Here is a 21584-nt window from a genome sequence, read left to right as displayed (position 1 = left end):
ACCTCCAAAATTATCTTCCACAGCACTTTTTATACTTTTTACCACTACCACATGGACATAAATCATTTCTGCCTGCTTGATCTTCTTTTTTCACAGTCTTATTGCCTGGTTCATCAGTTGCACTTGAAGATAAATGATCTACGTCTATAACTTGTTTTCTCTCAACAGGTTGTTCTATTGTTATATTGAATAAATATCTAACAGTATCTTCTTGTATATGTTTAGTCATCTCATCAAACATATCAAAACCTTCCATCTTGTATGCAACAACTGGGTCTTGCTGTCCTATAGCACGAAGTCCTATACCTTGACGTAATTGATCCATAGCATCTATATGATCTATCCAATGACTATCAACTGATTGAAGAAGTATAACTCTCTCTATTTCTCTCATTCTTTCAGAACTAATTTGTTCTTCCTTAGCAAAGTAAATTTTATAAGCTATTTCATAAGTTTTCTCCACAAGTTCCTCTCTAGAAAGTTTTTCTATATCCTCTATTTCTATGCTTCCTTTAGGCATAAAGATAGAGTAAATATGAGCTTTAAATACATCTACATCTATTGATTTCTCTGTTGATGCTATATTTGCTGCATCCTCAATTATCTCTTTTATCATTGATTGTATTTGTTCATCTAGGTTTTCACCCTCTAACACACGGCTTCTTTCTGCATAAATTATTTCTCTTTGTTTATTCATAACATCATCATATTGAAGAACGTGTTTTCTTATTCCAAAGTTCTTTCCTTCAACTTTCTTTTGAGCAGTTTCTATAGATTTTGTTAGCATTTTATGCTCTATTGGCATATCATCCTCTAAACCTATTTTTTCTACTACACCTTGAATTCTTTCACTTCCAAATAATCTCATTAAATCGTCATCTAATGCTATATAGAATCTTGAACTACCAGGGTCACCTTGACGTCCAGCACGACCTCTTAACTGATTGTCTATTCTACGAGATTCATGTCTTTCTGTACCTATTATAGCTAAACCACCAGCATTTAATACTTCTTGTTGTTCTACCTCTGATTCTTTTTTAAACTTATGGTATAGTCTTTCGTATTCGTCTCTAGCTTTAAATAATTCTTCATTTTCTTCTGTTTGTTGAACTTCTAATGGTGAATCAACTTTATTAATAACCTCATCAACATAACCTAATCTCTTCATTTCTTTTTTAGTTAAAAATACAGGGTTTCCACCTAAAACTATATCTGTTCCACGACCTGCCATATTAGTAGCAATTGTAACTGCTCCTAATCTACCTGCTTGGGCTATTATCTCGGCTTCTTTATCGTGATGCTTAGCATTTAATACTTCATGTCTTATACCCTTTCTCTTTAAAAGCTGTGATAATAGTTCTGATTTTTCTATAGATACAGTACCAACTAACACTGGTTGCTTATTTTTATGTCTTTCTATTATATCTTCAGCTACAGCATTAAATTTACCCATCTCATTTTTATAAACACAGTCAGCTAGATCTTTTCTTAGTATTTCTTTATTTGTAGGTATTTGCACAACATCCATCTTATATATTGCTTTAAATTCTTCTTCTTCTGTTTTTGCAGTACCAGTCATTCCCGAAAGCTTATTATACATTCTAAAGTAATTTTGGAATGTTATAGTTGCTAGAGTTTTAGATTCTCTTTGTATTCTTAAACCTTCCTTAGCTTCTATTGCTTGATGTAATCCTTCAGAGTATCTTCTACCAAACATAAGTCTTCCTGTAAACTCATCTACAATTACTATTTCTCCGTCTTTACATACATAATCAACGTCACGTTTCATTATTGTATGAGCTTTTAATGCTTGATTTATATGATGATATAATTCTGTATGAGATATATCTGTTATATTTTCAACATTAAAGTAAATTTCAGCTTTTTGTATACCTGACTCTGTTAAAGACACAGCTTTTTGCTTTTCTTCTAATTCATAATCATCCGATCTTAATGTTAGTACAAATGTATTAGCATCTGAGTATAGATGAGTTGACTTATCCCCAGGTCCCGAAATTATAAGTGGTGTTCTAGCCTCATCTATAAGTATTGAGTCAACCTCATCCACTATTGCATAGTTTAATGGTCTTTGAACTCTCTGTTCTTTATGTATTACCATGTTGTCTTTTAAGTAATCAAATCCGTACTCATTATTTGTACCATAAGTTATATCACATTCATATTGAGACTTTCTAAGTGCTGGACTTTGTCCATGAACTATAACCCCTACAGTAAGTCCTAAAAATTCATATACTTTTCCCATTTGCTCTTTGTCACGTTTTGCTAAATAATCATTCACTGTAACTACATGTACTCCTTTACCAGTAAGAGCGTTTAAGTATACTGGTGCTGTTGCAACTAGTGTTTTACCTTCACCAGTTTTCATCTCAGCAATTCTTCCTTGATGAAGAACTATACCTCCTATAAGTTGTACTCTATAATGCCTCATTCCTAATACTCGACTTGCAGCTTCTCTTACTACAGCGAATGCTTCTGGTAATATATCATCTAAATTTTCGCCTTTTTCTAATCTATCTCTAAATACATTAGTCATTTCTTTAAGCTCTGTATCTGACATAGATTTAAATTTGCTTTCAAATCCATCTATCTTATCTACTATTTTATTAAAATTCTTTAGCTCTTTTTTATCCGCTATATTAAATAAATTATCTAAAAAACCCATCGTTGGCATCTCTCCTCGTCCATATATTATTACTATTATACATTTTACCATAAAAATACTATATTTAATATTAATATTGACCGTATCTATAAATTATATAAATAACTATAAAAATAACAAAAAAATATTTAAAGCTACCAATATTTAATATTGGTAGCTTTTGTTTAAAGTTTCATTATTCGTGTTCTATCATTCCATATCCACCATTTTTACGTTTATAAACTGTAGCTATTTCTTCAGTATCTATATTTCTAAACATATAGAAATCATGTTCTAGTAACTCCATTTGTAAAACTGCTTCTTCAGGACTCATTGGCTTCATATCAAACTTTTTAATTCTTTTTATAACTATATTTAAAGTATCTATATCTTCATCTTCATACACATCTTGAGAATCTAGATCTACACCTTCAAATCTTATACTTTTATTTAATTGATGTCTATCTTGTACTCTATTTTTATATTTTTTCAATTGTTTATTTAACTTATCATATACAATATCTATAGCTGCATATAAATTTTCTTCACTATCTTCTGCTCTAATAATTGGTCCATTTATAGGTATCATTGTTACTTCTATCTTATGGCGAGCTTTCTTAGCGCTCACTGTAACTTTTACATCAGTTTCTGGATGAAGGTAATAATCTAATTTTCCTATTTTTTCTTCTATTGCACTTTTAATTCCATCAGTTAAATCCATTTGTTTACCAGATATTATTATATTCATAAGAACATCTCCCTTCAGTTATCATAGTATAAAAGCTAATATTTATACTTAATAATATATTCTTTATCAATTCGTCTAATCCTTTATTTTTATTTTTAACTTTTATATGTTTTATATACTGTCGAATAAAGTATTATATAATTTTCTTTTATTTCTATAATATCTTTATGTGGATTATTTTAAACTACAATTTCTGTGGATAATGTGAATAAATATGTTAATAACTTTTATAAATGTGTATTTTAAGCTATTTATCAAAAAATATATATCCACATTTTTTTGCATATATTGTTATTAATTTGTGCATTGATGTCATTTTTCTACATTTTACTTCATTTTATAATGTTTTATTTAGTTCAAAAAATTTTTTTTAACTTTATTTATATTTTTTATTTTTGAGCAAAAAAAAAGCACCCATAAAGGTACTTTTGGATAATTTAGCTGACCTGGTCTTTGACCCCACACTCGCCTACTGGAGGTTTCGCTTGGGTTTGCCGCACTACTAACTCTCTCGATTTTATACCGGTAGGACTTACTTCTAAGCTGCACCATGATCATTAATCCCATTTTTAGAATTAACTTACGTGGATCCTTTTGCCTGCAACTGGCTTGGACTTTCAACCACAGACCTAAAATATCACCTACTTATTTTATTATGTTTACATCTTTATGTCAAGTTAAATTTATTCAATTACATAATTATCATTATTTCTTGTAAGTAATGTAATTACAAATACTTTACTAACACTATTTAACTTTAATAATTTAGATATTTCATTTACAGTTGATCCAGTAGTTAGTATATCATCTACAAGTAATACATTTTTATATTTAATATCACATACTCCTTTATTAACCGAGAATGCATTTCTTAATTCTATTTTTCTTTCATTTCTACTTAAACTATATAATCTTCTTGTATTTCCATTTCTTTCTATACAGTCTAATGTAGGAATTCCGATTTGCTTACTTAATAATTTAGCAATCTTTTCAGACTGATTAAATCCTCTTTGTTTTAATCTATTTTTATGAAGTGGTACAAATAGAATATAATCAAACTTAATATCCTCTATATCTAACTTTTCTTTCATTATGTTAGATACATACTTAACCATATAAGTTTTGTTTTTATATTTAAAATCAAGTATCATATGTTTACTAACATCATTATATTCAATACACGATATTGATTTATCAAAATAAAAATTTTTATTAAAACAATAATTACAACTTTCTATATCTTGCCTTTCTAATGAATGATAAATTATAGGCTTTCCACATTTAATACAACCACTTTGAATAAAGTGTAATTCTTTAAAACACTCTTTACATAATGAATATGTGTTAGTCTTTTTTATAGGTTTATTACATAATATACAACTTATATTTTCCGGATATATAAATTCTAAGATTAAATCTACCACTTCATTAAAGTTCATACTACTTTAACAACAACCCTTCTTTTCTAAATTTAATTAACTTATTCGCTAAATTTGAATATCTATCATTAGTTCTATTATTTCTTATCATATATTCTAAATACTTAACATCTCCAACTAATACTACTAATTTTTTAGCTCTAGTAACAGCTGTATATAATAGATTTCTACTTAATAACATAGGAGGTGCCCATGATATCGGTATAACAACTACTGGAAATTCACTTCCTTGGCTTTTATGAATAGTAGTACAAAAACTATGATCTAATTCATCCAGCTCATCATATGTATATTCAACTATCTTTATTTGGTCAAATATAACATAAATTTTCTTGTTTTCTTTATCTATATGATAGATATATCCAATATCTCCATTATATATACCTTCCCCACTATCTTGCTTATCTTCACTTTCCCACTTTTTAGTGTAATTGTTTTTTACTTGCATTACCTTATCGCCGACTCTAAATATCCTTTTAGCAAAATTCTCTTCAACTTTAAACTTTTCAGGCTTATTAAGACTTTTTTGAAGAGCTATATTTAGATTAGTAACACCTACGTCCCCCTTCCTCATAGATGCTAAAACTTGTATATCTTTCAATTTATCAAATTTATAAAATCTAGGTAACCTCTCACTTACAATTTCTACTATCTCATCTAGGATTTCTTCATTTGTATTTCTTTTTATAAAGAAGAAATCTTTACCCTTTGCATTTAAATATAATGGTTCACCTTTGTTTATTTTATGTGCATTAACTACTATCATACTCTCTTGAGCTTGTCTAAATATTTCATTTAACTTAACTACATTTATTACCTTAGAATCAATTATATCTTTTAAAACATTTCCGGCTCCAACTGAAGGTAACTGATCGCTATCTCCAACTAATATAACCCGTGTTCCAGGCTTTATCGCCCGTAGTACACTATACATCAATAGTATATCTACCATTGATACTTCATCTAAAATTACAACATCTGCATTAATTGGATCTTCTTCATTTTTTAAGAACATTAAATCATCACTATCAGTAGCAAATCCCATTTCTAATAATCTATGTATAGTTCTTGCTTCTCTTTGAGACGTCTCACTCATTCTCTTTGCTGCACGACCTGTAGGTGCTGCTAATACTACCCTTTTTTTATTATTTTCAAAGATTTTTATTATAGTATTTATAGTCGTAGTTTTACCAGTCCCTGGTCCTCCAGTTATAACTAAAACACCTGTATTTATAGCTTCTTTAACCGCTAATACTTGATTATTAGCTAATTTTATATTTTCCTCTTCTTCTAAAAGTCTAATTTCTTCATCTATATCAATGTTTAAATCATCAACTTCACTTTGAGATAATTTAATTATTTGCTTGCATACACCATTTTCTGACATATAATATGGCATTAGATAAACTAACTGATTATTATTTAATAATTCTATATGTACTTTTTGATCATAAGCTAGCCCCATAATACAATTATCTATCATAGACTCGTCTACATCTAATATTTTTTTAGATTCTTGAATTAAAATATCCTTCGGTAAATATGTATGACCACTACTCAATGACTGATTTAAAGCATATAATATGCCTTGACATATTCTATCTTCTGAATATTTATCTATACCAATTTTGCTAGCAATTTCATCTGCTATTTTAAATCCAATTCCTCTTATATCTTCTGCCAGTCTATATGGATTTTTATTAATAATGTCTATCGATTTATTTTTATATCTTTTGTATATTTTTAAGCAGTAATTAGGAGTTATACCATATGGAGATAGTTCTATTATTATATTTCGAAGTTCTCTGTTTTCTTCATAACTTTTTACTATTTGTTTTAATTTTTTTCCACCTATGCCTTCTACTTCTTCTAAACGTTCTGGATTATTTTGTATTATATCTAGTGTATTCACACCAAATTTATCAATAATCCTCTTTGCCATTTTCTCACCTATACCATGTATCATTCCAGATGCTAAATATGCATATATACCTTCTAGAGATGTTGGTGTAACCGGCATAAATTTACTTACTTCAAATTGAGTTCCATAAGTTTTATGATTTACCCACTTTCCTTCTACTTCTATGCTCTCTCCTACTGATAAAGTTGGCATACATCCAACGATTACAATTTCATCCATACTATTTGCCAAATGAGCTATAGTATATCCATTGTCTTCATTTTTAAATACTATGTCACTTATCATTCCTTCTATTCTTTCCATATCACTTCTCCTACAAACAAATAGTGTCTTTATCATACACCTAATTTGTAACTATTATACATTTTATAAACAATAAAATAAAGGGCACATTAAAAGATATATCATATCTTAAATATGCCCTTTGTGCTATTTATCTATTTCATCATTTCACATTCTAATGCTTGTTTTCTTAATGTTTCTGCTTTATCAGTTCTTTCCCATGGTAAGTTTAAGTCATTTCTTCCAAAGTGTCCATAAGCTGCTACTTGTTTATAGATAGGTTTTCTTAGATCTAAATCTCTTATAATTGCTCCTGGTCTTAAGTCAAAGTTTTTATTTACCAATTCAACTAATGCTTCTTCTGAAACTTTTCCAGTACCAAATGTATCTATAAATATTGATAAAGGCTTAGCAACACCTATAGCATATGCTAACTCTATCTCACACTTTTCAGCAAGTCCTGCTGCTACTATATTTTTAGCAACATATCTTGCAGCATAAGCTGCTGATCTATCAACTTTAGTTGGATCTTTTCCTGAGAATGCTCCACCACCATGTCTAGAATATCCTCCATAAGTATCTATTATTATTTTTCTACCAGTAAGACCTGTATCCCCTTGAGGACCTCCTATAACGAATCTTCCTGTTGGGTTTATATATATCATAGTTTCTTCATCAAGTAATTCAGCTGGTATAACATGTTTAATTACATGCTCTATTAAATCTCTTCTTATTGTATCATTATCTATATCTTCTGAATGTTGAGTAGATATAAGAACTGTATGAACTCTAATAGCTTTAGTTCCATCATATTCAACTGTAACTTGAGTTTTACCATCAGGTCTTAAGTAATCTAGTAATCCAGATTTTCTAACTTCAGTTAATCTTCTAGCTAATTTATGTGCTAATGATATTGGTAGTGGCATTAATTCTTCAGTTTCATTACATGCAAAACCGAACATTATTCCCTGATCTCCTGCACCAACATTTTCAATTTCCTCTTCTGTAACTTCTCCAACCTTATTTTCTAAAGCTTCATCAACACCCATAGCTATATCTCCTGATTGCTCATCTATAGATGTAATTACAGCACAAGTATTGCAGTCAAATCCAAATTTAGCTCTTGTATATCCTATTTCTTCTACTGTACTTCTTACTAATTTTGGAATATCAACATATGCTGATGTAGTTATTTCACCCGCAACTAAAACTAAACCTGTTGTAACAGTTGTTTCACAAGCTACTCTTGATAATGGGTCCTTTTCTAATAATGCATCTAGTATTGCATCTGATATTTGATCACAGATCTTATCTGGATGCCCTTCTGTAACTGATTCTGATGTAAATAAATGTCTTGCCATTTTATATCCTCCCTTTAATTTAATAAATTATATTTTTTTATTTTGTATAAATTGTAGGGGTTTATATTAATTGAACTATTAATCTTTTCAATTAAAAAAACCTCTCCTTATACAAGAAGAGGTTAATCATTACACATTTAATGTACTAATTAACTAACCTCATCTTTCAAGACTTATAAAAAATCTTGTAGGAATTAGCACCTTTTCCCTTTTGGGGCGGTTGCCGGGCTTCATAGGGCCTATCCCTCAGCCTCTCTTGATAAGGTAATAAATATTTTCATATTTATTATGAGTCGTTTTTATCCTTATTAATAATATTTTCTTTTTTTATTTTAATTATTAACTTTAGATATATATTACTATTTTTTTAATTTAATGTCAAGGATATATAGTTTTATATGTCAGTAATTGTTATTTAAAAATAACAAGTTTTTGTGATTTTATCTATATAATATATAGTAGGGGTAATTATTTAAAATTTACTTTTATATTATAATATGATGCGTTATTAAAACTTAAGGTTAGGCATTTTTTAGATTATATATTCATATATTTTTGAAGGAGGTGTTCCTATGTATTTAGCTAAAGTAAATTATAAAAAAGAAAATGTAGCTCAAGTGTTAAGCTTAATACTAAAAGATATTATAAACGAAAATACTATTGTTATTTGTATAGGAACAGATAGGGCTATAGGTGATGCTCTTGGCCCTTTAGTTGGAACTATGCTAAAAAATAGCGATTTTAAATACCCTGTTTACGGTACTTTAGATAATCCTATTCATGCTTTAAATATATACGAGTCAATTGAAGAAATAAAAAATCTTCATCCTAAAGGAGAGTTTCTAGCTATAGATGCTTGCCTAGGAGCTAAAAATAGTATAGGTAATATACAAATTAGAAAAGGTCCTATTTTACCTGGAAAAGGTGTTGGTAAAAAACTACCTCAAGTTGGAAGTTACTCAATAGTAGGTATAGTAGATAAGATTGATGAAAGCAATAGATTTTCATTTAATAATGTTCGTCTTAGCTTTGTCTTAGAACTATCAGAAACTATAGCTCTTTCTTTACTTCTTGCTACTTAAAAAGTAACCGGTATCAATATACTTAAAATTATATAATAAAAAATGAACTCTAGTTTATTTCTAGAGTTCATTTTTTATATCTTAATAATCTTAAAATAATATTTAATTATCTCTTTTTAAACGTCCCACCCGTTTCTAATAAATCTAATGAACTTAATGAGCTTCCAGTTCCTTTTGCAACACAAGATAATGCATCTTCAGCTACAATTACCTTTATTCCTGTGCTTTCTTCAATTCTCTTATCTAAACCGTCTAATAAAGAGCCTCCACCTGTCATTATAATCCCTCTATCACTTATATCTGCAGCCAACTCTGGTGGCGTTTGTTCTAGTACAAAACGTGTAGCTACTAATATTTGTTCTATACATTCACTAATTGCATCTAGTATTTCAGCAGAAGATATTTTCATAGATTCTGGAAGACCTGTAATTAAGTTTCTTCCACTAACTTTCATATATCTTTCTTCTTCTAATTTCATTGCAGTACCTATTTCAATCTTTAGCTTTTCTGCACTTCTTTCTCCTATAAGAAGGTTCTTTTGTTTTTTTATATACCTTACTATAGCTTCATCAAATTTATCTCCACCAACTTTTATAGATGTACTTACAACAGCTCCTCCTAGAGATATAATTGCTATATCAGCAGTACCTCCTCCAATATCTATTACCATATTTCCATTTGGTTGAGATATATCTACTCCAGCTCCGATTGCTGCTGCTATTGGCTCTTCAATTATATAAACCTCTCTTGCTCCAGCTAAACGTGTAGCTTCTTCTACGGCTCTTTTCTCAACTTCTGTAACGCCCGTTGGAACACATACCATTATTCTTGGCATAAAAAATCTTCCGAATCCTTTTTTATCTACCACTTTTTCAACAAAGTACTTTAACATTTTTTCAGTAACATCATAGTCTGATATTACACCATCTCTTAATGGTCTTATAGCAACTATATTACCTGGTGTTCTACCTATCATTCTTCTAGCTTCTTCACCTACTGCTAATACTGAATTAGTTCTTTTATCTATAGCTACAACAGATGGTTCTTCTAAAACTATACCTTTTCCACTTACATAAACTATTACATTTGCCGTCCCTAAATCTATACCTATATCAACTCTAGCCATATTTTCAACTCCTCTTTGTCTTTCTACTTTTGTATATCTTATACTCCTAGATACAAGATATACAAATTTCATAATTTAGTCAAGAAAAAGATGTAGGTTTTATCCTACATCTTTTTTGTGTTCTTTCTCATATTTTAGCTTTGTTGCTAAACCTCCCCTTATATGTCTTTCAGATTTATTTTTTTCTAAAACCTTTTTAACCTCTTTTGCTAGAGATGGGTTTATTTCTTCTAATCGTTCAGTTACATCTTTGTGTATGGTACTTTTACTTACTCCAAAAGTTTTGGCAGTTTGTCTTACAGTAGTATTTTTCTCTAGTATATATTTTGCTACGATTATGGCTCTTTCCTCTATATGCGATTTCAAAATTTCCCCTCCCTCATATACCAGCCTTAATGATATATATGTAAAAATAAAAAAAAATATAACAGACTTTATCAAAATGATTAAGCCTGTTATATTTTTTAATTTACTAAAGACATTGGATCTATAGAGTTTTCGCCTTCATAAGCTTCTACATGTATATGCTCTTCTTCTTTACACTCTACTCTAGTTGTATTTCCAGCTAGCCCTATACATTCGCCTTCCTTTATGTCTTGATTTTTTTCTACTTTTATATCTTCACCTAAGTTTGAATATACCACCGTTACATTATCAGACTTCACTTTTACTGACATTCCATATTCATCATCTTCATACACATCTACCACTGTACCGTCCATTAGTGACTTTATTTCTTGATTGCTTACTACACTTACATCGATACCTTTGTGTATTTCCCATACATTTAAAGTTTTTGAATAACTAGGTTCAGTTTCTGAATACTCTCTTATTACCTCTTTGCCAAGAAAACTTAGTTTGTTATCTATCTTTTCTTGATTCTCTTTTGCATTACTTAAGTTTTGGTCAGAATCAGTTGTTGTTGCTATTGCATCTTCTTCTTTATCATTATCTATTAAGTGTATTTCTTCATTATCTTCTACAATTTTATCATTGCTGGCTAATTTGTTTACATTATTATTTGTTAGCCAAACTCCTCCTATCGCTACTAAACAAACGCATACAAATAGTGATAAATAGAAAATATCATTTTCTAATAACTTTTTCTTCATACAGCACCTCCAAATATATTAATACATTTGGAGTGTTTCCTGTATTTTCTAATTTTATACAATTTATCTACACATTTTTAATATAAATCTTTTATTTCCACTCCAGTGTAGTAATGTTTCAGTATTTCATAATATAAAAAGCCTTCTTCTGCCATTCCTTGAGCTCCCCATTGACTCATACCAACACCGTGTCCGTATCCCTTTACATTAAATCGTACATTGTCCTCACTAAGTTTTATTTCAAAATTAGCTGAATTAAGATTGAATACACTTCTAATATTAACTCCTGTTAATTCTTTATCTCCTATTTTAATCTTGTCTACAGCTCCTCCTGTACTTCTATTTAATATTTTAATTTCATTCTCTAAATCATTTGAATTTATGCTTATACTCGGATAACTACTTTTTATATATCTTATAAAATCAGATTTGCTTATAACTACTTCTGATGTGTATTTTGGTGATTCTCCATCATATGGACTACTTACTGATCTTAAATATGGATACATGGTTGAAAAAACTTCTTCACTATCTTCTGTTTTTCCTGATGATGTAGAAAAATATAATGGTAGTATAGGTTCACCATTATATACTAAAATTTGCCCTCTAGTTTCATCAACAGCCTGTTTTATTTTAGTATATGATTCATTCATCCACTCACTACCATTTGTTGCTTCTAACTCTTCATAACTTTTATATTCTTGGCAATGCTTATAGTTGGTACATACTACTGCATTATTATGTCCACTTGCACTTGGATTTTCTTTTTTATACATTACAAATGTCCTTGCTGCTATAGCCTGAGCTTTTAATGCTTCTATATCAAACTTTGCTGACATTTCTCCTGATAATACACCATATAAGTAAACTTCTATATTCATAGACTCTATTTTACCTTTATTTGTGTTATATACATTTATTGCAGGCACATCTCCATTAACAGTTTCATAGTTAGTTTGCTCATTTTGCTCTTCAACATTACCAATCTTAACTTTAAATCCTTCTTCCATACTACTTGTACTTGGTTCCTTAAAAAAAATAGTACTAATAGCAACTGGTACAAGTATACATACAAAAACTAATCCCGCTAAAATTACTAAAGGGTTCTTCATATACTTTCCTCCTTAGCTTGGCTAATTATCTTTAAAGTATATGAAAAACCCCTTACATTTATTACTTAACTATTATTTAACTAATCTTCTACGATTTCTATATTTCCACCTAGTGCTGTTATCTTCTTGTCGATATCTACATATCCTCTTTGTATATGGTATATTTCACCTATTTCAGTGTCTCCTTCAGCTATAAGACCACATAATATAAGCGCTGCTCCTGCTCTTAAATCTGTAGCATTAACTTTCGCTCCGTACAGTTTATCTACACCTTTTACTACAGCCGTTCTTCCTTCTATTTTTATGTTTGCACCCATTCTATTGAACTCTGCAACATGCATGTATCTATTTTCAAAAACAGTTTCTATAACTACACCTGTCCCTTTAGATACAGTAAGCATAGCCATAAATTGAGCTTGAACATCTGTTGGGAATCCTGGATGTGGTAAAGTTTTTATATCTATTGATTTTAAAGTCTCTGGACCTATAACTCTAACTGCATTTTCTAACTCTATTATTTTACATCCAGCTTCTTTTAATTTAGCTGTAACTGGCTTTAAATGCTCCATTAAAACATTCTCTATAGTTATATCACCTTTTGTCATAGCTGCTGCAACCATATAAGTAGCCGCTTCTATTCTATCTGGTATAACAGTATGCTCTGCACCTCTTAATTCCTTAACACCTTTTATTCTTATAGTGTTAGTTCCTGCGCCTTTTATATCTGCGCCCATTTCATTTAAAAAGTTAGCTAAATCTACTATCTCTGGTTCTTCTGCAGCATTTTCTATTATAGTAGTTCCTTCTGCTAGTGATGCTGCCATCATTATATTTTCAGTTGCTCCTACTGATGGAAAATCTAAATATAACTTACATCCTTTTAATTTTTCAGTTCTAGCTTCAACGAATCCATGATCTATTTCAACATCAGCACCTAAGCATCTAAATCCTTTTAAATGTAAATCTATTGGTCTTGTACCTATAGCACATCCTCCTGGCATAGATATTTTTGTATGATTGAATCTTGATAATAAAGGTCCCATAACTAAGAATGATGCTCTCATTTTTCTTACTAACTCATATGGAGCTTCACATGTAGTTATATTTGTCGCATCAACAGTTAATGTTTTATCTTCATATTCAACTTCCGCTCCTAAATGTCTTAATAAATCAGATATAACATGAACATCTCTTAAATTTGGAACTTCTCTTATTACAGATTTTCCCTTTGCTAGTAATGTTGCTGCTATAATTGGTAAAACAGCATTTTTTGCTCCATCTATTTTAACTGTACCATTAAGTGGGTTACTTTTCTTTACAATTATCTTAGCCATCTTATTTGATCTCCTCTTAGTAATCTAGTTTTATAATCGGTGTAGCTATATATATGAGTGTTTTCTCATCATCCTCGCTATACCTAATTCCTATATTTAAATTTATCTTTTTGCCAAAACATTCTAAGTAATCTTCTTTTAATACCTTACTATATGCCGTCACAGATAAAAAATTCTCTTCTTGTACTTTTTCAATAACTTCAGCATTCATATTATATAATATTTCATCTAAAATATCATTATATTTATCGTTTTGTAACTTTTTTCCATATTCTCCAGCTATACAAGTATATATTTCATACTTGCAATTGTAATTATTCAGAGAATCCTCTAAAATATCGTAAATATCCACTATATTTTTATATACTTTATTATCTAATATGTCAACCATTAAGTAAGATTCTGTTTTATTTTTTTTTATTGCTACTATAGATATACTAGAGTTATTATCCTTTCCTTGGGTATATATTTGATTTTCATCGTCATTCCACTTTTCTTCTATCTTCACATCACTTTCTTCCATACCTAAATCTGTAATTATATCTATACATATAGATTTTAATTCATCTTTGCTTATATTATAATCAATACTTGCATTTGCTTTTATGCTATAAAACTTAAACTCTGCACCTGTATCTTCAAAAGTATTTAAAAATCTATCATATGAATTGTTTAATTTTATATCTGCATAAGATGATATTGATCCTAACATTACTAAAATAATAAACAAAGAAATATATTTTAATTTTTCCATGAATAATCCCCCTTAAAACTCTAAATTTATATTTAAATTATTAACAAATTTAAAGAGGATATACTTCATAGTTATTTTATATTATAAATATAAAAAATAAATTCCTGTTAATTTAATATAAATAAATTAAAAGGCTGAGACATAATATCTCAGCCCTATTAATTATTCTACAAATTACTTTAATAATATTTATTTATTTTTTATTCTACTGTTACTGATTTCGCTAAGTTTCTTGGCTTATCTACATCACAGCCTCTTTGCACTGCAACATAGTAAGATAATAATTGAAGTGGTAAAACAGTTAGTATACTTGATAATACATCATCAACATTTGGTATATATATTACCTTATCCGCTGCTTTTTCTACTTCTTTATTATGCTCTTGAGCAATAGCTATAACATAAGCTCCTCTAGCTTTAACTTCTTGCATATTAGATACCATCTTTTCGAAAAGCTCTTCTTGAGTAGCTATTGCTATAACAGGAGTTCCTTCTTCTATTAGTGCTATTGTACCGTGTTTTAATTCTCCTGCTGCAAATGCTTCTGCATGAATATAAGATATTTCTTTTATCTTTAGAGCACCTTCCATAGCTAAATTATAATCTAATCCTCTACCTAAATAGAACGCGCTAGTTGCATTTCTTAATTCTTTAGCTACATCTTCTTTTATATGAGTTTCTTGTTCTAATGCTCTAGAAACTAACTCTGGCATTTCTTTTAATTTATCGATCATTTCATTATAGTACTCTCTGCTTATAGTACCTTTCTTTATAGCAAAATCTAAAGCTATCATGTAGAATGATACTAATTGAGTAGTATAAGCTTTAGTAGATGCAACTGATATTTCAGGACCTGCCCAAGTATAGAATACATCATCAGATTCTCTAGCTATAGAAGAACCAACAACATTAGTTACTGATAGTATTCTCGCTCCCTTTTCTTTAGCATATCTTAAAGATGCTAAAGTATCTGCAGTTTCACCAGATTGACTTACTAGTATTAATAAAGTCTTATCGTCTATATACGGATCTCTATATCTAAACTCAGATGCTATATCAGTTATAACTGGTATATGAGCAAACTTTTCTATTGCAAATTTACCAACAAGACCTGCATGATATGCAGTACCACATGCAACGATATATACTCTATTTATTTTATCTAAATCTTCTTTAGTCATTTTTATATCATCTAATTGGATTTCTCCATTAGCGTTTAATCTTCTTAATAAAGTTTCTTTAACTCCATTTGGTTGTTCATATATTTCCTTTAACATAAAGTGGTCATATCCACCTTTTGAAGCAGCTTCTACATCCCAAGTTATTTCATTTAATTCTTTTTCAACAACATTTCTATTTTCATCTAAAACAGTAACATTGTTGTCTTTTATATGGACATATTCTCCATTTTCTAAGAAGTAAACATTTCTAGTATACTTTAATATTGCAGGTATATCTGAAGCTATAAAATTTTCATCTTCTCCAAGACCTACAATTAATGGGCTGTCTTTTCTTACAGCTACTAATTCATTGTTATTATCTTTACATATAACTCCTAATGCATATGCTCCTCTTAATTTTTCAGTTGCTTTATATACAGCATCTAATAAGTTTCCTTCATAAAACTTATCTACTAAGTGTGCCACGACTTCTGTATCTGTTTGAGATAAAAATACAACACCTTCAGCTTGTAATTCTTCTCTTAATTCCATATAGTTCTCGATTATACCGTTATGAACTACAGCTATTGTTTTATCCATATTAAAATGAGGATGTGAGTTTACATCAGATGGCTCACCATGAGTAGCCCATCTAGTATGCCCTATACCTAATCCGCCTTTAATAGGATTTTGTTCCAGGTCTTCTGCAAGTATTGCAAGTCTTCCCTTGAACTTTCTTATTTCTAATTCATTTCCTACACTTACTGCAACTCCAGCTGAGTCATATCCTCTATACTCAAGCTTAGAAAGTCCTTCTATAAGAACTTCAGTTGCCTGTCTATTTCCTAAATATCCAACTATACCACACATATTTTGTAGCCTCCTAAAAAAATTAATATATTTTTTAAGAGTAGGTCATATAAGTTTACTTGAGCTTCTCTTTGTCCACAGGATCACTCCTATGTTTTAAAGAAGTTCTTCGATGGTAAACACACCGCAGAGCATCCGCCGATAATTCGATTAACTCTGTCCTCGTCAACTTAGAAACAATTACGTTTAATTAAAAAGAGACGATATCTAAGTTCTGGCGCTTATAAAATAAGATTACATATATTTAAATTAAAAATATATATTAAGAAGCATATATTATAAAAACTTAATCTAATGCTTCTTAATATATATCTACTTTCATATATTTAATCTATATTTATTAAGATAACTTTTCTTGTATTAAGTTAGCTAAGTTTGTAGCTAATTCTTTTATTTGACCTTCCTCTTTACCCTCTAGCATAACTCTCACTAATGGTTCTGTTCCCGATGGTCTTATTAAGACTCTTCCACATCCATCTAATAAGTTTTCTATTCTTGCTATTTCATCACTTATTTCTTTTACTTCCATATATCTATTTTTATTTTCATTGCTTATTCTTGCATTAACTAAAACTTGTGGATATTGATTCATAACTGATGCAAGCTCCGACAAAGTTTTATTTTCTTCTAATACTATTTTAGACAGAATTAAAGAACTTAAAACACCATCTCCAGTAGTATTATAATCTAAGAAAATCATATGTCCTGATTGTTCTCCTCCTAAATTATAACCACTATTCTTCATTTCTTCAAGTACATATCTATCTCCAACAGCAGTTGTAGCTAATTTAACACCATTTTCTTTAGCAGCTATAGTTAATCCTATGTTACTCATTACTGTAACAACTAAAGTATCTTGAGCTAATTTATTTTTCTTTTTTAAATAAATAGCACTTAATATCATTATATGATCGCCATCGACTATTTGTCCCTTTTCATTAACAGCAATTAATCTATCTGCATCTCCATCATATGCTAATCCTAAGTCTGCTTTGTTTTCTAAAACAGCTTCTTGAAGTCTTTCTGGATGTGTTGATCCACATTTATCATTTATATTGTTCCCATCTGGCGTACTATTTATTGATACTACATCTGCTCCTAATTCTTTAAATACTGCTGGTGCAACTTCATATGCCGCTCCATTTGCGCAATCTAATACAACTTTTAAACCTTTAAAATCTACATTTATAATAGATTTAAGATAATTAACATAATCCTTTTTAGCATCATGCTTGTGTATTCTTCTACCAACATGTTCTCCAACTGGTGAACTTTGTACTTTTTCAATGTCATCTATATATGTTTCTATTTCTAATTCTATTGAATCATCTAGTTTATACCCATCTTTATTAAAGAATTTTATACCATTATATTCAACTGGATTATGTGATGCTGATATTACAACTCCACAATCAGCATTATATTCTTTTGTTAAATAAGCAACTGCTGGTGTTGGTACAACTCCTACTGTTATAACATCACACCCTACTGACATTAGACCTGATATTAATGCTGCTTCTAACATATCACCTGATATTCTAGTATCTTTTCCTACAACAACTTTAACTCTATGATCTCCCTTTGCTAAAACATATCCACCTGCTCTACCTAGTTTATATGCTAAGTCACAAGTAAGTTCTGTATTAGCGATTCCTCTTACTCCATCAGTACCGAAATATTTTCTCATTAATAATCTCCTTTCAACTTGAAAAGCTTTTTTAAAATACTATATCTATTTATATTCTATTATTTTCATATTTGATATTATAAGTCATATGAGTATTTTAATACTAATGTAAAAAAAAGACAACAGAAACCCAATTCTATTGTCTTATTTTTATTATTTTTTACTATTTTTTACTTAATTTTTATTATTCTTTATATTTTAATTGAATTTATTTATATGTAATAATATTAGGATTTATTGTTATTGCATTAAATTCAAATTTTGACTCATATCTTATAGGGTAGCTATCACTTTGTTCAGATGCATCTATGTATAATGTAATATCTGATTTATTTAACCCATGTAAATCATTATTATATTCTATATCTACCTCTACACTTTCAGGTATATCTAAAGTTGATATATCTATATTTCTATTATTTCTTATTTCTATATCATCTTTCCCATAACTAAACTTACTAGTTAATCCCTTTAACGATTCTAGTTGTACTGTTAGATTTATATTTTCACCTATAACTATCCCATTTGGAACTTCTAACTTAATATTAATAGGCTCTCCTACTTTTAATGCTGTTACATCAATTGGCTGTGTATTTATAGATGTTATTGTATCAACTATATCTTTCTTTCCTTTTATAGTTATAGTATTTTGACTTATCTTATATTGTTCCTTATCAATATTTTCATCAGTAAATACAGCGCTTATTGGAACATTCTTTTCAACCAGTAATGTTACATCTGCATTTACAGATGAGTTTTCAAGCTCTACACCTTTAACTTCTGTTCCATTCTCGTCAATAGGAATAAGCTTTAGTGACGTTAAAAAGCTACTTTTACTCTCATCTAATGTTAATGTTGCTTGAAGCTTTTGAACTTGCTGTACTAGGCTTCTAGGGCCTGATATCTTTATGCTTTCTTTTTCTAAATCAATAGCATCTAAATTATCTTTATATTTTCCTTTAACAGATACATCTATTAATCTTTTTTCTTCTACAACTTTTTCTAAAGATATTATTAATGTATCTGGTTTAAATGCATATGAAACACCTTTTGATATATCAGCTTTTAAATATAATGCATTATTTCCTTCTTTAGGATTAATTATAGTTCCATATGCCCTTATATTATCTTTAGATACATTTTTTAATGCTGACAACTTTCCTGTAATATATATGCTTGTTGTTAAGTCCGCTTCAGGATAAATTACAAAATCACTATTTGTTAGTTCATCCATATTAGTTATTGTAACAGGTATGTTTTCAAATGTTTTAGTCTCTTGTGGATCCACAACAAGTACTACATACATCCATAATACTAATGCACTTAAGAGAGAAATTAGCTTTATTTTTGTGTTTTCTTTTAGTTTTTCAATCATCTAAATATACCACCTTTTAAAAAACTTTTTTCTTCTGCATTGCTCTTTAAATTATTTTGTAATATATTAGTCATTCTCTCTTTTGAAATATTTCTATATAATTTACCTGATTTAGCTATAGATACTTCTCCAGTTTCTTCAGATACTATTAAAGTTATGCAATCTGATACTTCACTTACTCCCACACCAGCTCTATGTCTTGTTCCTAAATCTTTACTTAAATCTTTGCTTTGAGTTAATGGTAAAAAGCATGCAGCTGCTTTTACTTTAGAATCTCTTATAACCACTGCTCCATCGTGTAGTGGCGTATTTGGAATAAATATATTTATTAGTAATTGTCTTGAGACATCCCCATCTATTTCTGTACCAGTACTTATTATATCCGAAATTTTTGTCTTTCTTTCCATTATAATAAGTGCACCTATTTTTTGTCTTGATAGAGAATAAAGAGCCTCTACAATTTCCTCTATTGTCTTATGTAAATCTTCATTTGTATTATTTCCTTTTACAAACAAACTAAACTGAGCTCTACCGATATGTTCTAACCCTGCTCTAAGCTCAGGCTGAAAAATTATAATTGCTGCTAGAATACCAATTTGAAGAGTGTTAGCTAGCAAAAAATAAAGTGTATGTAACCTAAAAGTTGAACTAAGATAAGTTGCTAATAATAAAAATACAACTCCTTTAAGAACCTGTTCTGCCCTTGTATCTTTTATAAACATAAAAATTTTATAAAAGATATATGCTACTATGGATATATCAATCAAGTCAAATAAATTCATTGCCAAGATATTATTTAAAAATCCATCAAAAAAAGACTTTATATCGAACACAGTCTTACCCTCCTGTTTAATGATTACTTATCATTTATATTATGTATTATACTATATTAATATAAGTATATACAAATTATTTGATATCTACTTAACTTTATTATTTTAAATAAAAAAAAAGTTTCACAAATGTGAAACTTTTTATTGGTGAGCGCACAGGGATTCGAACCCCGGACACACGCCTTAGAAGGGCGTTGCTCTATCCAGCTGAGCTATGCACCCACATATAGTTAATATTAAATGGAGCGGGAAACGAGATTCGAACTCGCGACTTCAACCTTGGCAAGGTTGCGCTCTACCACTGAACTATTCCCGCTTAAATGGCGACCTGGAAGGGACTCGAACCCTCGACCTCCAGCGTGACAGGCTGGCATTCTAACCAGCTGAACTACCAGGCCGCAAATGGTGGGACTAACAGGGCTCGAACCTGTGACCCCCTGCTTGTAAGGCAGGTGCTCTCCCAGCTGAGCTATAGTCCCGGGAAATGGTGACCCATAGGGGAATCGAACCCCTGTTACCGCCGTGAAAGGGCGGTGTCTTGACCGCTTGACCAATGGGCCATTTTAATGGTTGCGGAGGTAGGACTTGAACCTACGACCTTCGGGTTATGAGCCCGACGAGCTGCCAACTGCTCCACCCCGCGATATTGAATTGGTGCCGAAGACCGGAATCGAACCGGTACGAGAGGTAAGTCCCGCAGGATTTTAAGTCCTGTGCGTCTGCCAG

Annotated in this window: 16 protein-coding genes, 6 tRNA genes and 1 riboswitch; of the genes, 1 reads left to right on the top strand and 21 read right to left on the bottom strand. The window is 29.9% G+C overall.

Features of this window, described 5'->3' with window-relative positions; genetic code table 11:
* Positions 1-10: 10 nt before the first annotated feature.
* The 5 genes from secA to metK all read right to left on the bottom strand — a co-directional run bounded on the left by secA (position 11) and on the right by metK (position 8413).
* Positions 11-2683, bottom strand: coding sequence for a preprotein translocase subunit SecA (gene secA, locus I2A66_RS12575; protein WP_195251784.1), 2673 nt, complete (start codon positions 2681-2683; stop codon positions 11-13).
* Positions 2684-2858: 175 nt separating this feature from the next.
* A complete protein-coding gene (hpf, locus tag I2A66_RS12570; protein ID WP_122640415.1) occupies positions 2859-3410 on the bottom strand; it encodes a ribosome hibernation-promoting factor, HPF/YfiA family in 552 nt (183 codons plus the stop codon).
* Between the two features lie 683 nt (positions 3411-4093).
* Positions 4094-4849 carry a ComF family protein gene (locus I2A66_RS12565; protein WP_122640413.1) on the bottom strand — a complete coding sequence of 252 codons (756 nt, stop codon included), beginning with the start codon at positions 4847-4849 and terminating at the stop codon, positions 4094-4096.
* Between the two features lies 1 nt (position 4850).
* Complete coding sequence (gene recD2, locus I2A66_RS12560; protein WP_122640412.1) at positions 4851-7073, bottom strand: SF1B family DNA helicase RecD2; 2223 nt, start codon at positions 7071-7073, stop codon at positions 4851-4853.
* Positions 7074-7207: 134 nt separating this feature from the next.
* The gene (metK, locus tag I2A66_RS12555) at positions 7208-8413 is read right to left on the bottom strand and encodes a methionine adenosyltransferase (protein WP_122640411.1); all 1206 of its coding nucleotides are present in this window, start codon (positions 8411-8413) and stop codon (positions 7208-7210) included.
* Between the two features lie 156 nt (positions 8414-8569).
* Positions 8570-8679: riboswitch (SAM riboswitch) on the bottom strand.
* Positions 8680-8985: 306 nt separating this feature from the next.
* On the opposite strand from metK, the gene yyaC reads away from it, so the two are divergent.
* On the top strand, positions 8986-9495 hold the full coding sequence (gene yyaC / locus I2A66_RS12550; RefSeq protein WP_122640410.1) for a spore protease YyaC: 510 nt from the start codon (positions 8986-8988) through the stop codon (positions 9493-9495).
* A gap of 106 nt (positions 9496-9601) precedes the next feature.
* On the opposite strand, the gene I2A66_RS12545 is transcribed toward yyaC, so the two are convergent.
* The 16 genes from I2A66_RS12545 to I2A66_RS12470 form a co-directional block, all read right to left on the bottom strand.
* The gene (locus I2A66_RS12545; protein WP_122640480.1) at positions 9602-10621 is read right to left on the bottom strand and encodes a rod shape-determining protein; all 1020 of its coding nucleotides are present in this window, start codon (positions 10619-10621) and stop codon (positions 9602-9604) included.
* 99 nt (positions 10622-10720) lie between these two features.
* Positions 10721-10987, bottom strand: a complete 267-nt coding sequence (gene spoIIID / locus I2A66_RS12540) for a sporulation transcriptional regulator SpoIIID (RefSeq protein WP_122640409.1) — start codon at positions 10985-10987, stop codon at positions 10721-10723.
* Between the two features lie 98 nt (positions 10988-11085).
* On the bottom strand, positions 11086-11733 hold the full coding sequence (locus tag I2A66_RS12535; protein ID WP_122640408.1) for a M23 family metallopeptidase: 648 nt from the start codon (positions 11731-11733) through the stop codon (positions 11086-11088).
* Between the two features lie 77 nt (positions 11734-11810).
* A complete protein-coding gene (gene spoIID, locus I2A66_RS12530; RefSeq protein WP_122640407.1) occupies positions 11811-12845 on the bottom strand; it encodes a stage II sporulation protein D in 1035 nt (344 codons plus the stop codon).
* A gap of 80 nt (positions 12846-12925) precedes the next feature.
* On the bottom strand, positions 12926-14179 hold the full coding sequence (murA, locus tag I2A66_RS12525) for a UDP-N-acetylglucosamine 1-carboxyvinyltransferase (protein ID WP_122640406.1): 1254 nt from the start codon (positions 14177-14179) through the stop codon (positions 12926-12928).
* Between the two features lie 16 nt (positions 14180-14195).
* The gene (locus tag I2A66_RS12520; protein ID WP_122640405.1) at positions 14196-14933 is read right to left on the bottom strand and encodes a YwmB family TATA-box binding protein; all 738 of its coding nucleotides are present in this window, start codon (positions 14931-14933) and stop codon (positions 14196-14198) included.
* Positions 14934-15133: 200 nt separating this feature from the next.
* Positions 15134-16963: a glutamine--fructose-6-phosphate transaminase (isomerizing) gene (gene glmS, locus I2A66_RS12515; protein ID WP_147516783.1), complete on the bottom strand. Its 1830-nt coding sequence runs from the start codon at positions 16961-16963 to the stop codon at positions 15134-15136.
* A gap of 340 nt (positions 16964-17303) precedes the next feature.
* The gene (gene glmM / locus I2A66_RS12510; protein ID WP_147516784.1) at positions 17304-18650 is read right to left on the bottom strand and encodes a phosphoglucosamine mutase; all 1347 of its coding nucleotides are present in this window, start codon (positions 18648-18650) and stop codon (positions 17304-17306) included.
* A gap of 208 nt (positions 18651-18858) precedes the next feature.
* The gene (locus I2A66_RS12505) at positions 18859-20025 is read right to left on the bottom strand and encodes a CdaR family protein (RefSeq protein ID WP_195251780.1); all 1167 of its coding nucleotides are present in this window, start codon (positions 20023-20025) and stop codon (positions 18859-18861) included.
* Positions 20022-20858, bottom strand: coding sequence for a diadenylate cyclase CdaA (cdaA, locus tag I2A66_RS12500; protein ID WP_122640401.1), 837 nt, complete (start codon positions 20856-20858; stop codon positions 20022-20024). Before cdaA ends, I2A66_RS12505 begins: the two co-directional genes overlap by 4 nt.
* Before the next feature lie 145 nt (positions 20859-21003).
* Positions 21004-21080: transfer RNA gene (locus I2A66_RS12495), tRNA-Arg, on the bottom strand.
* A gap of 19 nt (positions 21081-21099) precedes the next feature.
* Positions 21100-21174 (bottom strand) — tRNA-Gly (locus tag I2A66_RS12490).
* Positions 21175-21179: 5 nt separating this feature from the next.
* A tRNA-Asp gene (locus I2A66_RS12485) sits at positions 21180-21256 on the bottom strand.
* Between the two features lie 5 nt (positions 21257-21261).
* Positions 21262-21337 (bottom strand) — tRNA-Val (locus tag I2A66_RS12480).
* A 6-nt stretch (positions 21338-21343) separates the two neighbouring features.
* A tRNA-Glu gene (locus tag I2A66_RS12475) sits at positions 21344-21418 on the bottom strand.
* A gap of 7 nt (positions 21419-21425) precedes the next feature.
* Positions 21426-21501 (bottom strand) — tRNA-Met (locus tag I2A66_RS12470).
* Positions 21502-21584: the final 83 nt, after the last annotated feature.

Source organism: Romboutsia sp. 1001713B170207_170306_H8 (genome assembly GCF_015550495.1).
Taxonomy (GTDB): domain Bacteria; phylum Bacillota; class Clostridia; order Peptostreptococcales; family Peptostreptococcaceae; genus Romboutsia_E.
Note: the sequence above shows the minus strand (reverse complement) of the source record. Positions and strands in the feature narration are given on the sequence as shown.